This window comes from Antrihabitans stalagmiti, assembly GCF_016482825.1.
In the GTDB taxonomy this organism is placed as follows: domain Bacteria; phylum Actinomycetota; class Actinomycetes; order Mycobacteriales; family Mycobacteriaceae; genus Antrihabitans; species Antrihabitans stalagmiti.
The window spans coordinates 96,702-113,585 of record NZ_JAEMNV010000013.1; the positions used below are offsets into that span (position 1 = coordinate 96,702).

Sequence of the window (16,884 nt, forward strand, 5' to 3'; positions counted from 1 at the left end):
CCCCACACTGGTAACTCCCGTACGGCTGTTCTTCGAGCCGATGGACGCAGCGAGCGGTATACATGACGCGACTTCTTCTGATCGAAGACAATTTGCCCGATCGAATTCGGTATCGACGGATGCTCAGCCTTGCCCCGGAGTCCTACGAACTCGTCGAAGTCGGGACAGCGACCGACGGTTTGGCTGCCCTCGACAGCTCGATCGACGGCGTTCTGCTCGATCACGACCTGCCCGACATCGCGGGTCTCGAGGTGCTGAAGATCATCCGCGATCGGTCCGATCCTCCCGTCGTCGTGATGCTCACCGGTGAGGAAGACGCGAACGTCTGCATCGAGGCGCTCAAAGGCGGCGCTGCCGACTATCTGATGAAGCGTCGGATCGACGAGGACATTTTGCATCGTTCGATCAGGGGAGCGATCGAGCGCGGCAGGCTGGAACGCGAAGTTCGCGATCAGCAGCGCCGACTTGCCCTGTTCTACCGCCTGGCAAGTCAGACCGACGACGCACTGTTCATCATCGACTCCGTCGAAGGGCGCGTCACCGAGTGCAATCACTCTGCCCGCGCATGGCTCGGCGTTTGGCCGTTCGTCGAAGGTACAGATCCCGCGATTCCCGCCGTCTTCCAGAGCTTCGATCAGTGGAAGGCGTTTCTCGACGAAGCTGCGACGCAGGGATCTGCGCGATTCGAGTGGAACGTCAAATCCGCGGACGGCTCGAGTGCGGTCTGTGAAATCCTCGCGCGGTTGGTCAACGAACAGGGCGTGTCCTACGTGGTCGCCGTCGGTCGTGACATCACCTCGCGCGTCGAAACCGAACGCGACCTGATGGACCAGACGCAGCGCGACGGCTTGACAGGCATTCTCAACCGACGTGCTTTCGACGCCGCGCTTGTCGAACTCTGGGAATCATCGGCGCAGACGACCACTCCACTGGCGTTGCTGATGATGGACGTCGATCACTTCAAGGCCTACAACGACACACTCGGCCACCCTGCCGGTGACGAGTGTCTGCGCGCTGTTTCCGGCGCGATCGGACGCATGATCCGCTACCCGGGCCTGCGGGTATTCCGTTACGGCGGCGAAGAATTCGTCGGTCTGCTACCGGTCACCGATGTCGGCGCGGCACGCAACGCGGCAGAGGATCTCAGGCGCACCGTCGAGGGCCTCGGCCTCGCTCATCCCGCATCACCGACGAGCAACCGTGTCACCATCAGCACGGGCGTCGCGTCCCGAATCCCGAACCTGGACGACGATCCGGCAGACCTGCTCGCCGCAGCCGACGAGGCTCTGTACCGAGCCAAGTTCGAGGGCAGAAACAGAGTCGCTACAGCGCTGCCGTTCTGAACGGCGGCTCCGCCGCTCGTGCGTCTTTTCGGCGCGCCCGACCACCGAAAGGACTCACGAGCCGCTTGCGGCTTTCCCTACATTCGAATCGCCCAGCTTGTCTTCGACTCCGCGAACGGGCTCGCGCAACCCGGTCAGCGCCTGGTGGTAGAGACCTTCCTTGATCTCGGCCAGGATGTGCCCGCGAGTGTGTGCCAGGGAAGCGGCGTGCCGGATTGCATTGGGCAGTAACTCGGCTTCGCCCGCTACCTCGTTGACCAAGCCGATGGCGAGTGCGTCGACGCCGCCGTACCGACGTCCGGTCGTCAAGGCGTCGTGTGCTGCTCGTTCTGGCAGTCGCGCCGAGGTGAGGGCGATGGTGCCCGGCGAGTACGAAACTCCCAGCGTGATTCCGGGGAAACACAGAAAGCCGCGGTCGTCGCGCATCGTCACATAGTCGTGGGTGATTGCCAGGAACGCGCCCGCACCGAACGTGTGCCCCTGCAATGCCGCAACGGTCGGCACCGGGAAGGTGAGCAGACGCGCAAGCAGCAACTGGATGTCGGACAGGTACTCGTCGATCCTGCCGGGGTTCTCCGCGCCCCACGCGACGTCCGCCCCCGTCGAGTAGTACTTTCCGGTTGCCGTCGTCACCAACGCGGTCGGCCCGTCGAAGGCTTCGACCTCGTCGAGGAGTGCGTGGACCTGCTTTATCCAGTCGGGATGGAAGCGGTTCTCGGTATCGCCTCCCGACTCGTCACCCAGGTACATTACGAAGACGGAATCAGTTCGCTCCAAATACGGCACGGGGGCGACCGTACCCGTCCTTGGATCGTTGCGGAGTCGATGCATTGGCTTCGATCGAAAGTCCATCCGTAGCCCTGGCTGCTACGAACCTCTTACGGGTCGAGATCATCCGCCCACGTCTTTCCTGCCACGCGTGCAGGATCCATCACGCAACAGTTGCGTCCGTTGCGAACTCGCAGAAGGATCCACGATGGCGAATCTGAAGCCGTTCTTCGAAGACGTACAGGCCCACTACGACCTTTCCGATGACTTCTTCGCACTCTTCCTCGATCCTTCCCGGACCTACAGCTGCGCGTATTTCGAACGCGACGACATGACGCTGGAAGAGGCGCAGCTCGCGAAAATCGATCTGGCCCTTGGTAAATGCGACCTGAAACCGGGTATGACGCTGCTCGACATCGGCTGCGGCTGGGGCGCGACGATGAAGCGCGCGGTCGAGAAATACGACGTCAACGTCATCGGACTTACGCTGAGCAACAACCAGCACGACTACGTGACGGACCTGCTGTCGACCGTCGGTGGATCGCGGACGAAGGAAGTTCGGCTGCAGGGCTGGGAAGATTTCGATGAGCCGGTCGACCGAATCGTCAGCATCGGCGCATTCGAACACTTCCGGCGAGTGCGGTACGACGAATTCTTTTCGCGCTGTCGGCGGCTGTTGCCTGCGGACGGTCGGATGCTGCTCCACACGATCGTCGGCTACGGATTCGAGCTACGGAAGATGGGCATTCCCGTCACCGTCGACGACATTCGGTTCGCCCGATTCATCCTCACCGAAATCTTTCCCGGCGGACAGTTGCCGTTACCGCATTGGGTACCTGAGCATTCCGCGACGGCCGGCTTCTCGGTCGAGCGCATCCAGCCGCTGCAATTGCACTATGCACGGACCCTCGACCTCTGGGCGGAGGCTCTGTCCGCCCAGCGCGACGAGGCAATCAGCATCGCGTCCGAAGAGGTCTACGACCGCTACATGAAGTACCTGACCGGATCGTCGAGCCGCTTCCGCATCGGCCACATCAACGTTATGCAATTCACCCTCGTCAAGTAACACCTGTAGCTTCGGTGTCGGTACCGAAAACGTCCCGAACCGAGGAGCCGACGATGTCCGAGTTCGCAGTGGCGCGATGACTACGGCGGTCATCGTCGGCAGCGGACCGAACGGCCTCGCTGCCGCAATTCACCTCGCCCGCAACGGCATCGAGGTGCAGGTCCTCGAGGCTGCTGACACCATCGGCGGCGGACTCCGATCCAGCGAGCTGACCGCACCTGGACTGATACACGACCACTGCTCGGCGATTCACCCGATGGGCGTCGCGTCGCCGTTCTTCGCCTCGATCGACATCGAAGGTTTCGGTCTGGAATGGCTGTGGCCCGACATCGACTGCGCGCATCCGCTCGACAGCGGTTCCGCGGCACTGCTGCATCGTTCGATCGACGAGACGGCGTCCGGTCTCGGCGACGACGGTCGCCGGTGGCTCGGTCTGTTGCGCGGCATGGTCGACGGCTACGAAGGACTGTCGTCGGACTTGATGCAACCCATCGTCCATGTGCCGAGGCATCCGCTGAAGTTGGCGTCGTTCGGTCCGCGCGCGTTGGCACCCGCCACCGTTGCCGCGAAACTGTTCCGGACGGAAAAGGGTCGGGCGCTGTTCGGCGGCCTTGCGGCCCATGTCTATTCACGCCTGGATCGACCCGCGTCCGCTGCGGTCGGACTGATGATCGCAGCGTCAGGACATCGACACGGGTGGGCCGTTGCCAAAGGTGGATCCCAATCGATCGCGGATGCGCTCGTCGCCGTCCTGTCCTCGCACGGCGGCACAGTAGAAACCGGCGTTCGTGTGCGGAGTGCCGCGGACATCCCCGACGCCGACATCGTCGTACTCGATGTGTCGCCCGACGCCGTGCTCGATATCTACGGCGAGCGGGTGCCACGGCGAATCGCCCGCGCGTACCGCAAGTTTCGCCGTGGACCAGCCGCGTACAAGGTCGATTTCGCCATCGACGGCGCCGTGCCGTGGCTCGATCCCGAATGCGGTCGGGCAGGGACCGTGCACCTCGGCGGCTCGTTCGCCGAGATCGCAGCGGCAGAAAAGGACGTCACCCTCGGCCGAATGCCGGAGCGGCCGTTCGTTCTCGTCGGTCAGCAGTACGCGGCCGACCCGTCCAGGTCCGCAGGCGGGCTGAACCCGCTGTACTCGTATGCACATGTGCCGCAGGGCTTTTCCGGCGATGCCACAGAGGCTGTCATCGCGCAGTTCGAACGTTTCGCACCTGGCTTTCGGGAGCGGATAGTCGTATCGGTCAGCATCGGACCCGCGCAGTTGGCCGCAGCCAATCCGAACAACGTCGGCGGCGACATCATCGGTGGGGCGAACGCGGGATTGCAGGTTGTCCTACGCCCGCGAATCGCGGTCGACCCATACAGCGTCGGCATTCCTGGGGTGTTCATGTGCTCGTCGTCGACTCCCCCAGGGGCAGGCGTGCACGGGATGCCCGGCTACAACGCTGCGGAGTCTGCGCTGCGGCAATTGCGTAAGCGCAAATAGTGTTGGTTCACTCCCGGATTCCGAGAGGAAACCAACACTATTTCTCAGGGGCTAGCCGTTCCCGGGGTCGATGTCCGGCGGGATGATGTCCGGATCGTGGGTCGGCGGGTCGATGTCCGGCGGAATGATGTCCGGATCGTGGGTCGGCGGGTCGATGTCCGACGGAATGATGTCCGGATCGTGAGTCGGCGGCAGTAGACCCGTCGCATGAGTCGTTGGCTGCAAAGGCGGCGGAACAACAGTTTTGGGGACCACCGTGAGCGGTGGCGGCACGATTGTCTTCGTAGGTGGCGGCGGGGCAACCGTCCTGGTAACCGCAGGCGTCGTCGTCGCAGCAGCTGTGGTCGCTGACGGGGTCGTCGAACTCGACGTCGTCTCGTCGCTCGACGAGTTGTCCGAGCACGCCGACAACAGCAGCGCACCTCCGGTCAAAACTGCGGCAACGATCGCTCTCTTCTTCACAGGCAGCACGTCCCAACGGTTGCAAGCATCGAACCCGACCGGAGCTAGCATAAGCACGTATAGGCCCCTGAGCAGGGGAATCAGCGGAAAAGTAGGCAATAGGGACAGCGCCTGAAGTGACCTGAGTCACAGGCGCTCCGAATGCTCGACAACCTCACTCGTCTACTACGTTCACCGTTTACGATTCACGCCGATGTGTCAGGTACGGTTCCCGTTACCAACCGTCACAAACACGGAAAATCCTGCCGCGCCACGATGGTGGAGAACAACAGAAAGGTCGACAATGACTGTCGCCCCCGCTGCGCTTCTGCGCTCGCCGTCCCTCGCGTACGACGTAACCGGGTCAGGACCGACACTTGTTCTCCTCCATGGATTGACCCATCGGCGGCACGCGTGGGATCCGATCGTCGACCTCCTGGCCGAGCATCGACGAGTCGTGACGGTCGACCTGCCCGGTCACGGTGAGTCCCCGATGTCGGAGACGGACGGCAACCTGCTCGATGCCGCCATCGCCGAACTCGATCAGTTCCTCACCGATGTCACGCCCGCGGGCGAACTCCCCCATGTCGCCGGCAACTCGCTCGGCGGCTGGGCCGCACTCGAATTGGCCGCACGTGGTCGAGTCCGGTCGGCGACAGCGTTGTCGCCGGCCGGATTCGCCGTGAACAGCCTCGACCACCGTCGCTCGCTGGCAATCTTCACAAGCCTGCGTGCCAGCGCCAGACTGCTCGGACCCGAAGCCGCGTCACGAGCGATGCAAATGAAGCCCTCGCGTTCGCTGATGCTGGGCGCGTTCTACGGCCGCCCCTGGCTCGCCGACGCCGACGCCGCTCAGATCGACGTCCGGTCGCTGCTCGAAAATCAGGTTCTCGACCGCGCGCCGGCCGAGGCACCGACCTTCAGCCCGGTCGTCGACGTGACCACACCCGTCACCGTCGCATGGGGCAGCCGCGACATGATTCTGCCGATCTACCAGGCCAAGCGAGTGCTGCGCACGTTCCCCAACGCCAAGCTGATCAAGTTGCGCGGACTCGGCCACGTTCCCATGCAGGACGACCCGAAGCTCGTTGCCGAAGTGCTGCTGTCTGGTAGCGCAACCGTCGCACCTCGCGCCCGGCGCCGTAAGTAGCTGGCTCGGGCCGATGAGCACGCTGCTGGAAAACCTGGATTCCGCTGCGCGTAATGCGTGGGCGGTGACGTTCGGCGACGGTGTCGAGCCGTACCAACCGACCCCGTCGACCGTTGTGCACGCGGCACCGCACGAGACGCTGCGACGGTACGACCGAACGACTGCGGCGACCGGAAATCCGGTCCTTCTCGTCCCCCCGCTTGCCGTGGTGATCTCGTGCTACGACCTGCGACCCAGCCAGAGCGTTGTCGAGTTTCTGCTCGAGATCGGCAAGCAGCCCTACGTCGTCGACTACGGCGACATCACGTGGGCCGACAGAAACATGGGCCTCGAAGACTGGACACACAGGATCGTGCCGGACGCGGTGCGACGGGTGTCCGAAGCGCATGGCGGCGCTCCCGTCGATCTGATCGGCTGGTCCTTCGGCGGCATGTTCTCGGTTCTCACCGCCGCCGCGCACGCCGATCTGCCGATCGCTTCGGTCACCGCGGTCGGCGTTCCCTTCGATCAGACGAAGAATCCCGGCACTGCACTCCCCCGGCTGGTCGGACCGATCACGGGTGGACGCGAAGTCGCATATTCGACGTGGTTGTTCGGCGGAATCCCGAAGCAGTTCGTACGCGCCGGTTTTCGGATCCAGGCGCTCGAACGCGAAATCACCCGACCGCTCTTCATCGGCCGCAACATCCTCGACAGCGAGGCGCTTGCGCGGATGGAGTCGGTCGACAGATTTATGGCTCGGATGCCGGGCTATCCGGGTCGGTTCTACCGTCAGGTGTATCGCCGACTGATTCTGCGTAACGAATTGTTCACCGGCACAGTGCATATCCGCTCCGACCTCGCAGTCGAGCTGGCCAAGCTGACCTGCCGGGTTCTGCTGATCGGCAGCAAATCCGACCTTCTCGCACCCGCCGCATCCGTGGAAGCGGGTGGGCAGGTGCTTACCGGTGCCAGTGAAGTTCGCTACGAACAGGTACGCGGCAGCCACCTGGGCATGCTCACCGCCCCGGAAGCCCGTGGGTCGGCCTGGAAATCGATTGCGGAGTTCCTCGGATAGCACGACAAGTGCTGCTGATGCTCCACTGGTCGCGCCTGCGCGCGGAAACCCGCTGATACTCCCAAATAGTGGAGTGCCAGCAGCGTTATGGCTGCTTCACCAGAACTGCTCTGGTGTAGAGCAAATCGAAGCCTTGCCGCTGCACGTTCTGTTGAGACTTCGAGCCCGGCTGCGTCGTCACGACGGCGACGTCACAGCCGGCTGCTGCTGCGTCGGCAAGTCGAACGGCGAGCAGTGCCGTCTGAACTCCGTTGCGGCGGTGAGTAAATGCGGTCGCAGCACCCGTCAGCTGCGCAACACCATCGGAAATGCGCACACTCGCACCGCCGGCAAGTTCACCGTCACGCCACGCCGAGTAGCGCGCAACCCCTGCGGCGGAGACGAAGTCGCGCATTGCCGCAGCGATCACCTCCCGTGGAAACTCCTCGTGTGACGCCGCACCCTGCGTGTCGGGCGCAGCAAACGCCGCCGCAACAAGGTCGATCCACTCGTCGAATTCATCCTCGCCACTTGACCTGATCTCGACGCCGGCGGGAGGGACCCGCTCCATATCGCTCGAGATCGCAAGCCCGAGCACATTTTCGAAGCCTTCGAGGCGGTAGCCCCGTGCGGACAACAGTTGTCCGAGAGCAGGATCGACGAGGTGTGCAAGTTCGACCTGTACTGGTGCGCCGAGCGCGAAGTAGGCCCGCTCTATCTCGTCGAGCGCGGCCTCGGCAGGAATTCCACCGAAGCCGAGTCCGGCGACCTTGTTGAGCGGAGAGTTCTCGTCGGCGTAGCTGGCGATTCCCCCGGCCAGCGGAATGACGAAGCCCTTGTCGTCGCCCCGACGGAATCGGGCCGCCGCACTGCCCTTGCTGATGAGCTCGGACTCGACCCGTTCGATACGTAAGGCCAAAGCTGCGTCGCAGAAAAGCGGAGTTCGGTGAGAGGTCACCCGATGACTCAACACCGTGGTCGGCGGGTTGTCGAGGAGATTTTTGCCGCAACCGATCCACAAAACCGCCCATAAGTCGAGATTTGGGCGAGCATAATTCTCCTATATTTCCGGGTTCGACTCGTGAGGCGGAAAGCGTATGTCCGATACCGATATACTCATCATTGGAGCTGGGCCGATCGGCCTCACCGCAGCCGTCGAACTGCGGCGACACGGCGTTGCGTGCCGCATCGTCGACCCGCTGCTGGAACCACGCCAGTACGCGAAAGCTGTTGGCATTCAATCGAGAACCCTAGAAATATTCGAAGGCATGGGCGTCTTGCGGCAGGTTCTCGACGCTTGCATTCACATGCGCGGACAGATCATGTACGTCAACGGTGCCGAGGTCGGGCGCATCGAACTGCGGTTGCCCGCGGACGTGCCGTTCGAATTCATCGGCATACCCCAGTACGAGACGGAGCGGATCCTCGCCGAACAGCTTCCGCCGCTGGGCATCGCGGTCGAACGTGGCACGCAGCTCACCGGTTTCGAACAGGACGCCGACGAAGTCAGGGCTGTCCTCTCGAGCGCAGACGGCGAGGAGACCGTGCGTGCGAAATACCTGATCGGGTGCGACGGCGCACACAGCATCGTCAGAAAGACGCTGGGCCTCTCGTTCGAGGGCGGCGCTTTCGCCGAGCAGTACATGCTCGGCGACGTAGAAGTCGATTGGTCGTTGCCGCGGGGCTACGGCATTCGATCGACACACCAAACCGACGGTGTCACCGACGAAGCCCTCGTGTGTATCCCGCTACCAGGGCGACGACGGTATCGGATGTCGATGCTCGTTCCCGATGATCTGGCCAAACCTGCTGCGACAGAAGGCGATCAGATCGCCCACGGCTTCGAGGCCGGCGCGGTCCCCGAACTGTCGCACATCCAAGCCGTGCTCGACCGACTCTCGCCGGAGCCGACCCGCGCATCCAACATGCGGTGGTCGTCGGTGTTCCGGATCAGTCACCGCATCGTCGACTCCTACAGTAGGGGACGGGTTTTCGTCGCGGGGGACGCTGCCCACATCCATCCCCCGACCGGCGCACAGGGCATGAACACCGGGATTCAAGATGCTCACAACCTGGCGTGGAAGCTCGCGCTCGCCGTCGACGGTCAGGCCGCCGACGGCCTGCTGGCAAGCTATGACGCCGAAAGACGTCCTGTCGGCGAAGAAGTCGTCGGCCGGACCGTGAAGAGCGCTCGGGAAGGTATCGGAGCCGATTCGTCTGATCCCGACTACGTCGTCCGACGCGAGGCACAACTGCTGATCTCCTACGCGGACAGCCCGATCGTCGCACCCTCACCCGCTGCGGACCCTGGCCCGCACGCCGGCACTCGCGCGCCCGATGCGAGGGGTCTTGCTCGAGATGCCGTCGCCGACCCGATCCGTCTCTTCACGTTGCTCGGTCGAATCGAGCACACCCTGCTGATCTACGCGGGCCCTGCTACCAGCGCCTCGGACTTGGGTGTCATCGAGAGTCTGGCCGAGACAGCTTCGGCCGACGCACACGGTCACCTCGACATCTACTTGATCGCCGCGCCGAGTGCCGATGTCGGTGAAACGATTCTGCCGTTGATTCGAGATGTAAACGGCGACTTCGCCGGTGTGTACTCGGCGGCCGGCATGGCTACCTTCATCATTCGCCCCGACGGCTACCTCGGGTACGCACAGCGCGACACCGCCGTGGACAGCGTCGTGAAGTACTTGAAGTCGACTTTCGCCTGAGTGCCGTCAGCGAATTCGTGCGCCGTAGACGTGCTCGATCGTCATGGCCATCAGCACCCTGCGATCGGAAACCATGACCGCGCGGTACTCGTCCCAGTCCGGATGCTCCCCTGCGGCGCTGCGGTAGTAATCCACCAAGGCCTCGACCTCGGGGCCGTGTGGGTCTGTTCCCGGTCCGGTCAACGTCGCCGTCCCGTCAGCCGTCGCCCATGCGTAGCCGTCGGAACTGGTCACTTCCAACGCCGCACGCGGGTCGCGCCGAAGGTTGGCCGTCTTGGCACGACCTTCGGTCATCGACACGTAGACGATGCCTGCCTCCTCGTCGACGTACGGCGTGACCGGCGACAGCTGTGGCCGCCCGTCCGACTTGATCGTTGCGAGCACGCCGAGTCGTGCTTGCGCGAGCAGCGTGCGTGGGTTGAATTCGGTCATGTGCAGATTCAAGCCGCGTCGGGGCGCCGGTTATTCCGATCCATCCCCTGCCCGCTGTCCGATCGGTAGAAATAATGCGCAATTGATGGTTGCACATCGCTCCCAGGTGGGTTAACGTCATACGCAACCAAAAGTTGCCAATCAAAGGACTAGAGATGGAATACGGAAAGATCGAGCGCACACTGTTCATCGACGCAACACCCGATGTGGTCTTCGATGTCATCAGCAGCCCGGAACACTTGAAGGAGTGGTGGCCGCAGGAAGTCGCCGACCTCGAGCCGGTCTCGGGCTCGCGCGGAACCCTGATCTGGCACCTGGCCGATCCCGAACCCGACCACATCGCCTCGATCACCGTTGTCGATGCAGAGCCCCCGCGCCTGTTCTCCTTCCGCTGGCTGCATCCCGCCGATGATGCTGCGGCACCAGGCAATTCGCTGCTCGTTACGTTCCAACTCACGCCCTCCGGAACGGGCACGACGCTGCGTATGACAGAAACGGGGTTCCGCGAAATGGGCTGGGAGGTGGCGGTTCTGGAAGAGGAATACAACTCTCACATCGAGGGTTGGAACATCCACCTGCCGCGGCTGGTCGACTACAGCGAACGAGTGGGCGTGCGATGACACCCATCGGCGACGACGACCTTTGGTCGGCGATCGGTGACCCGACGCGGCGGCGGATGCTCGACCTGTTGCTGGCCGACGGTGAAGGAACCGCAACAACTCTCAGCGATCGACTACCGGTTACCCGACAGGCGGTCGCGAAACACCTTGCGGTGCTTGATCGCGTCGGATTGGTCCATGTGACGCCGTCGGGCCGCGAGCGGCTCTACCGAATCGACGACGCCCAACTTGCCCGTGCCGTAGCGCAATTGAACGCGGTCGGCAAGACTTGGGACAGCAGGCTGCAACGGATCAAGCGCATCGCCGAAGCGATCCAGCAAGCCAAGGACACAAAGAAGTAGGTCGCGTCGCCCGGGTCTACCCGGGCGACTCGGCGGAGACGATCTGCTGCGCGATCTCCACCAACGGAGTGTTGGTGTCTTGCGACAACTGGCGCAGCAGTTCGAACGCCCGCACGGCGTCGGACTTGTAACGCTCCATGATCATGCCCTTCGCCTGCCCGATGATGTCGCGAGTCATCAACGCCGACTTCAACTGTTCCTCGTTCCGGCTCGCGACGATTGCGGCAGCAGCATGCGCGGCGAGCGCGGACCCGATCGCTTCCGCCTGCGCATCGAAAGCGTTCGCGTGCTTCGCGAAGATGTTGAGCGCGCCCGCTTTCCGTCGACTCGTATACAGCTTGAAAGACAACCCGCTCAAGACTCCGGCCTCCACAGCGGCCGGGCCGTAACGCGGCCACCGACGGTCGGTCCGGAAGTCGTCGGTACGGACCACCAGTTCGTCGACAGCCGCTTCGAGGCACGGCCCCTCGCCGAACTTTTCCTGATACAGATCGAGAGTGTGCGGCAGTTCGGAGGTGCATGCGCGCGACTCGAACGCGCCGCTCGTGGAGATGAGCAAAATGCCCGCCGCGTCGGCCGCCGGAAGAATATCGACGACGGATGCCGTAACCGCCGCAAGTACGGAATCGAGACTTGCCGGTGCTGCTGCCGTTCTCGCGAGTTCGGACAGCTTTGCAACTAGGTTGTGAGATTCCATGTCGGACGCGCTCCGGTCGTCTTCGGGATACACGGTCACAAAAGTCCTACCCCATGCGGCCTGCGCGAAAACGCTCACTTGTTTGATGCACGGGGGGTGTTGGTACCCCACTTTGATATGCCGACAACGACAGCAACGAATGCCATCATCACTCAACTCCGCGCTCTTGCAGCGCTGACCAACACCGAGATCATGATCGCGGAAACACGCACCGCGCAGGCTCGGACCGCAGCGGTCAGCAAGGAACTGCGGGAAAATGCCGAAAACGGCCGGAAGCGGACCAAGGAGATCGAAGACACGATCCGTCGCTTCGGTGCCGTACCCGCTTTCATCGGCCCCGTCGCCGGTCGGATCGGCGCGACCCTCAAAACCGTGTTCGAACAGGCACAACCGTTCGACGAGGCGGTTCTCGGCGATCTTGCGCTCGAACACCAACTGCTCGGGCGCTCCACCTACCTGCGGGCACTCGCGGTACAGGTCGACGACGAGACGCTCACCGATTTGGCCGACCGCCTGATCACAGCGCACCAGGCGACCGTCGATTGGTTGATCACCGTTCTCGCCGAGGAAGCACTCGGTGGCCCCGCCGCTTTGCGGCGCACTCCGCTCCAGTCTGCAGCGGCGTTGGCAACCACGGTCTTGAATCTTCCGGGCGGCTGGGTCACCAACATCGGAGATCATCTCGCGGAGTCCGCGAAACAGGTGCCGGCTCGGGTCAGCGAACTCGTCAACTTCGGCCGCGGAACTGCGACGCCGACCGCTGACGAACTCCCGATCGAGGGCTATGACGACCTCAACGCGTCCGCTGCGATCGACGCCATCAGGTCGCTGCGGAATCCGAAGGACATCCGTAGCGTCGTGGCGTTCGAGGAAGCAACCAAGGACCGCACAACCGTTGTGTCCGCCGCACAGACTCACGTCGCAGCGATTGCGAAAGACACAGTCGGCGTTTCCTGAACCATTTTCGAAAAGAGCAGAGCAGGCGAACCCATCGGTTCGCCTGCTCTGTGCTCTGATCCGTTGGGCTACTCGCGCTTCGGCGAGTTGCCGGTCGCGATCTCGACCGCCGCGGGACAAACGTGTATGTCAGCAGGACCGTGCGGTCGGCAGATTCTGAAACTTCTTGTCGAGCCAATCCAGAGCCTGGAACATGCCGAGCGGTGCGGCAGACAGATGATCCGGTGTCGGAGTGAGCATGGTGAACAGATCGACTCCAGCCGCGCAGTAGCGCCCGAGGGTGTGGTCGATAGCCGGGACCGGAATCAAGCCGTCGATCGGGCTGTGCCATTCGAAAACCGGCGCATTCGGAATACCGGGAAACAGTTCCAAGCTGTTCTCGTCGAGCAATTGCCAAACGGCGGGAGTGTCCATGTAGTTCGGGTTGTCGGTCAGCTGACCGGCACTCTTGTAGAACCCGACGAACATCGCCTCGTTGGTGCATCCGTTGATGACGAAATCGGCGAGCCAGCGACCGTACCCATTGAGTTGACTGGCTACGTCGATACGGTCCGGGTATTCGCGTTCGAGCCCGAGCAATGCGATGGCGGCGAGACCGAACGCTATGTGTGGCTGGCTGCCGAGTGCGCGCGCCATCTCCGTGAGATTCATCGGGACTCCGCCGTACGCGGACCCGATGATCGGAAGCTCGGGTGCGTAGGTTCCCGCGAGAGCTGCCGCCCAGGCCGTTGCCATCCCACCACCGGAATAGCCGCCGAGTCCGACCTTGCTGTTGGTCACCATGAACTCGGGGACGTTCTTGACGGCCCGAATCGCATCCAGCGTGAGCTGACCGCCGAGCTTCGCGGCGCCGTACGACATCCGCGGACCCAGGTGATCAGGCAGCGCCACCGCCCAACCGCGGGCAAGTGCAAGGTTGAGGCCCGGCATCTCGAGGATCAGATTCATCGGGTCGGATGTGTAGAGCTTGGACGCAACTTTGCACTTGGTGCCAAGCGCATTGATGATGTGCTGATAGGACAGCAGCGGGGCGTCGGGAGCGTGATTCGACGGCAGAATGTACGTCGTGTTCGCCGCAATCGGCTTGTCTTCCGAATCGGTGCTTCGGTAGAGCACCTCGAACACTCGACTCGTCGGGAAATAAACGTGCCACGGCTTTTCCCGCATCTTCAGTACGTCGCCGTTCGCGCGGTCGGCGAGGTCCGGCGGCGCGGCATAAAACGGATCCGGGTCCGGGGTTGGCATCAACGGCGCTGCGGCAACATGGCTCGGCCCTACCAGAGTCGCTGCAAGAGCGAGCATCAAGCCCATTGCGCTGGCGCGAACCAATGCACGGAAGAAACGGCCCATGGGTATCCTTTATCGTCAAAAACGAGGCGGCCGCCGGATCCCCACCCGAGAAACCGCACGTTGGCATGATCATGCCAGATCGATACGTCTCAAATCCATAACTCGAGCGCCATTCCCGGCACAAACGCACACTGCGCGCGACAATCCGGGCAAACCGGGTCGGGTGCTGAAAAACTACGGCCTTCTCGGTGCCCCCAGTCGGACTCGAACCGACACTGTGCGGATTTTAAGTCCGCTGCCTCTGCCAATTGGGCTATGGGGGCTTCTCGGTGTCACAGAATGTCACATCGCGGCGATAGGCATGGAAGGCCGCCGGTTGTCGTTTCATTCATTCGAACGAACGATTGCCCGAACGCCCGCCGATAGGCAGATTCGAGGTCGGGGAGGATCCGCACTGCCGAAGCAGTTCGAACTAGGGGTTGACGAAGTGACTACGAGGACTCGCGCCGACGAGCCGATTGCTGCAGGCCCCCCTCCCGTGCCACAAGGCCGAGTTCGACCAGGTAGCGGTAGACAGCGGCGCGCACGGGGCCTTACGTTGCCTCAGATCTTGGCGGCGGCTGTCGAGGCCAACCCGACGTCGGTTGGTGTCACCTGCGCGGGGCGTTCGTTGACCTATGCCGAACTCGACGAGCGGTCCTCGCAACTCGCCCGGGTGTTGATCGAGCGTGGCATCGGTGCCGAAGACCTCGTTGCCGTCGCGATCCAACGATCCATCGAATCCGTCCTTGCCGTCTGGGCCGTCGCCAAAACGGGCGCGGCGTTCGTCCCGATCGACCCCGAATACCCCGCCGACCGAGTCGCCTTCATCATCTCCGATTCCGGTGTTGCACTTGGGCTGACACTCGCCGAACGACGAGCCGACCTACCCGACAATGTCGACTGGGTCGTCGTCGACTCCCCCGAAACCACAGACGCCATCGCAGCCAAGTCGACCGACGCCATCGACTACCAGGAACGTATCCGTCCGCTCCGCCTGACGCATCCGGCGTACGTCATCTATACATCAGGATCGACCGGACGACCCAAGGGTGTGATCGTCACCCACGCCGGACTCGCGAACTTCGCCGCCGAGCAACGCGAGCGTTATTCGATCACCCCCGACTCACGCACCCTGCACTTCGCCTCCCCCAGCTTCGACGCCTCCGTCCTGGAACTGCTCCTTGCAACGTGTGCAGGCGCCACCATGGTCATCGGCCCCATCGACGTCTACGGCGGCGCCGAACTCGCCCAACTCCTGCGCACCGAACACGTCACCCACGCCTTCATCACGCCGGCTGCCTTGGCCTCGGTCGACCCCAGAGGACTCGACGAACTCCGCGTCGTCGTCGTCGGCGGCGAAGCCTGCGCACCCCAACTCGTCGACCGCTGGGCAACCGGCCGCGGCTTCTACAACGGTTACGGCCCCACCGAAACCACCATCATGACCAACATCAGCGACCCACTGGAACCGGGCCAACCGATCGTCATCGGCGCGGCGATCCGCGGGATGTCCACCTACGTCCTCGACAGCCGGTTGAAACAAGTACCGACCGGTGTCACGGGTGAGCTCTATCTTGCGGGCCCGGGGCTGGCCCGCGGCTACAACCAACGACCCGGCCTCACCAGCGAACGATTCGTCCCCAACCCCATGGGCGAACCAGGCGACCGCATGTACCGCTCCGGCGACCTCGCACGGTGGCGACCCGACAACACCGTCGAATACGTCGGCCGCGCCGACTTCCAAGTCAAACTCCGCGGCTACCGCATCGAACTCGGCGAAATCGACGCCGCCCTCGCCGCCCACCCCGACGTCGACTTCGCCGTCACCCTCGCCCGCGAAATCAGCACCGGAACACAAGCACTCGTCGGCTACGTCGTCCCAACCCCTGGACGCAGCATCGACGTCCACACCCTCACCGACTTCGTCGGTGCCAGCCTGCCCGCCTACATGGTCCCCACGACCATCATGACCCTCGACGCCATCCCACTGACCCCCGTCGGCAAACTCGACCGCGCCGCACTTCCCGCACCCGAACTGGCCGCGCGCGAATACGTCGAGCCCATTACTCGTACCGAACGGGTGGTGGCCGACGTCTTCGCGGCAGTGCTGAACGCGGACCACGTCGGCGCAGGAGACAACTTCTTCGACCTCGGTGGCAACTCGCTCGCAGCGACGCTGGCCGTCACTCGTATCGGTGCCGAGGTCGGTGTTCGAGTCCCTGCCCGATTGCTGTTTCAGTTCTCGACGGTCTCGGCTCTCGCAGCCCAGGTGGATGCGTGTAGCGCACGTGAGCAGCCGCCCCTCGTGGCACGGCACCGCCCGGACCAGCTGCCGCTCTCCTTGCCACAACAGCACATGTGGTTGACCAATCAGTTCGATGTGACATCACCGAACTACAACGTGCCCTTCGCCATTCGACTTACCGGGACATTGGACGTCGACGCGTTGCGGGCCGCGATCGGCGACATCGTCGAACGCCACGAAC

Annotated in this window: 16 protein-coding genes and 1 tRNA gene; 10 read left to right on the forward strand and 7 right to left on the reverse strand. The window is 63.3% G+C overall.

Going from position 1 to position 16,884, the window contains the following annotated elements:
- Positions 1 to 62: 62 nt before the first annotated feature.
- Entirely contained in the window at positions 63 to 1,343 is a 1,281-nt protein-coding gene (locus tag JGU71_RS28000; protein WP_199708432.1) for a GGDEF domain-containing response regulator, read from the forward strand.
- Positions 1,344 to 1,397: 54 nt separating this feature from the next.
- Here JGU71_RS28000 and JGU71_RS28005 read toward each other — a convergent pair whose 3' ends face one another.
- The gene (locus tag JGU71_RS28005; RefSeq protein WP_199708433.1) at positions 1,398 to 2,129 is read right to left on the reverse strand and encodes an enoyl-CoA hydratase/isomerase family protein; all 732 of its coding nucleotides are present in this window, start codon (positions 2,127 to 2,129) and stop codon (positions 1,398 to 1,400) included.
- Positions 2,130 to 2,319: 190 nt separating this feature from the next.
- Between JGU71_RS28005 and JGU71_RS28010 the strand changes: the two genes are divergently transcribed.
- Together JGU71_RS28010 and JGU71_RS28015 are read left to right on the forward strand one after the other, a co-directional pair.
- Positions 2,320 to 3,177 (forward strand): cyclopropane mycolic acid synthase family methyltransferase, encoded by an 858-nt coding sequence (locus JGU71_RS28010; protein ID WP_199708434.1) that lies wholly within the window; start codon positions 2,320 to 2,322, stop codon positions 3,175 to 3,177.
- Positions 3,178 to 3,253: 76 nt separating this feature from the next.
- Positions 3,254 to 4,675, forward strand: coding sequence for a phytoene desaturase family protein (locus JGU71_RS28015; RefSeq protein ID WP_199708435.1), 1,422 nt, complete (start codon positions 3,254 to 3,256; stop codon positions 4,673 to 4,675).
- Between the two features lie 51 nt (positions 4,676 to 4,726).
- Here JGU71_RS28015 and JGU71_RS28020 read toward each other — a convergent pair whose 3' ends face one another.
- Positions 4,727 to 5,137, reverse strand: a complete 411-nt coding sequence (locus tag JGU71_RS28020; RefSeq protein WP_199708436.1) for a hypothetical protein — start codon at positions 5,135 to 5,137, stop codon at positions 4,727 to 4,729.
- Positions 5,138 to 5,420: 283 nt separating this feature from the next.
- Between JGU71_RS28020 and JGU71_RS28025 the strand changes: the two genes are divergently transcribed.
- Together JGU71_RS28025 and JGU71_RS28030 are read left to right on the forward strand one after the other, a co-directional pair.
- Positions 5,421 to 6,266 carry an alpha/beta fold hydrolase gene (locus JGU71_RS28025; protein WP_199708437.1) on the forward strand — a complete coding sequence of 282 codons (846 nt, stop codon included), beginning with the start codon at positions 5,421 to 5,423 and terminating at the stop codon, positions 6,264 to 6,266.
- A 13-nt stretch (positions 6,267 to 6,279) separates the two neighbouring features.
- The gene (locus JGU71_RS28030; RefSeq protein ID WP_199708438.1) at positions 6,280 to 7,323 is read left to right on the forward strand and encodes an alpha/beta fold hydrolase; all 1,044 of its coding nucleotides are present in this window, start codon (positions 6,280 to 6,282) and stop codon (positions 7,321 to 7,323) included.
- A gap of 85 nt (positions 7,324 to 7,408) precedes the next feature.
- Here JGU71_RS28030 and JGU71_RS28035 read toward each other — a convergent pair whose 3' ends face one another.
- Positions 7,409 to 8,260, reverse strand: coding sequence for a GNAT family N-acetyltransferase (locus JGU71_RS28035; RefSeq protein ID WP_199708439.1), 852 nt, complete (start codon positions 8,258 to 8,260; stop codon positions 7,409 to 7,411).
- A gap of 139 nt (positions 8,261 to 8,399) precedes the next feature.
- Here JGU71_RS28035 and JGU71_RS28040 point away from each other — a divergent pair, with 139 nt between their 5' ends.
- Positions 8,400 to 10,019, forward strand: a complete 1,620-nt coding sequence (locus JGU71_RS28040; protein ID WP_199708440.1) for an FAD-dependent monooxygenase — start codon at positions 8,400 to 8,402, stop codon at positions 10,017 to 10,019.
- A 6-nt stretch (positions 10,020 to 10,025) separates the two neighbouring features.
- On the opposite strand, the gene JGU71_RS28045 is transcribed toward JGU71_RS28040, so the two are convergent.
- Positions 10,026 to 10,451, reverse strand: coding sequence for a PPOX class F420-dependent oxidoreductase (locus JGU71_RS28045; protein ID WP_199708441.1), 426 nt, complete (start codon positions 10,449 to 10,451; stop codon positions 10,026 to 10,028).
- A 155-nt stretch (positions 10,452 to 10,606) separates the two neighbouring features.
- Between JGU71_RS28045 and JGU71_RS28050 the strand changes: the two genes are divergently transcribed.
- Together JGU71_RS28050 and JGU71_RS28055 are read left to right on the forward strand one after the other, a co-directional pair.
- Positions 10,607 to 11,071, forward strand: a complete 465-nt coding sequence (locus JGU71_RS28050; protein ID WP_199708442.1) for an SRPBCC domain-containing protein — start codon at positions 10,607 to 10,609, stop codon at positions 11,069 to 11,071.
- Positions 11,068 to 11,412 carry an ArsR/SmtB family transcription factor gene (locus tag JGU71_RS28055; RefSeq protein WP_199708443.1) on the forward strand — a complete coding sequence of 115 codons (345 nt, stop codon included), beginning with the start codon at positions 11,068 to 11,070 and terminating at the stop codon, positions 11,410 to 11,412. Before JGU71_RS28050 ends, JGU71_RS28055 begins: the two co-directional genes overlap by 4 nt.
- A gap of 16 nt (positions 11,413 to 11,428) precedes the next feature.
- Here the strand turns inward: JGU71_RS28055 and JGU71_RS28060 are convergent, their stop codons facing one another.
- Positions 11,429 to 12,109 (reverse strand): GAF and ANTAR domain-containing protein, encoded by a 681-nt coding sequence (locus JGU71_RS28060; RefSeq protein ID WP_199708458.1) that lies wholly within the window; start codon positions 12,107 to 12,109, stop codon positions 11,429 to 11,431.
- 117 nt (positions 12,110 to 12,226) lie between these two features.
- On the opposite strand from JGU71_RS28060, the gene JGU71_RS28065 reads away from it, so the two are divergent.
- A complete protein-coding gene (locus JGU71_RS28065) occupies positions 12,227 to 13,066 on the forward strand; it encodes a ferritin family protein (RefSeq protein ID WP_199708444.1) in 840 nt (279 codons plus the stop codon).
- 129 nt (positions 13,067 to 13,195) lie between these two features.
- Here the strand turns inward: JGU71_RS28065 and JGU71_RS28070 are convergent, their stop codons facing one another.
- Together JGU71_RS28070 and JGU71_RS28075 are read right to left on the reverse strand one after the other, a co-directional pair.
- Positions 13,196 to 14,416, reverse strand: a complete 1,221-nt coding sequence (locus tag JGU71_RS28070; RefSeq protein ID WP_199708445.1) for a lipase family protein — start codon at positions 14,414 to 14,416, stop codon at positions 13,196 to 13,198.
- A gap of 189 nt (positions 14,417 to 14,605) precedes the next feature.
- Positions 14,606 to 14,679 (reverse strand) — tRNA-Leu (locus JGU71_RS28075).
- A 275-nt stretch (positions 14,680 to 14,954) separates the two neighbouring features.
- Between JGU71_RS28075 and JGU71_RS28080 the strand changes: the two genes are divergently transcribed.
- The coding region (locus JGU71_RS28080; protein ID WP_307829950.1) for a non-ribosomal peptide synthetase at positions 14,955 to 16,884 on the forward strand (1,930 nt) is incomplete at its 3' end.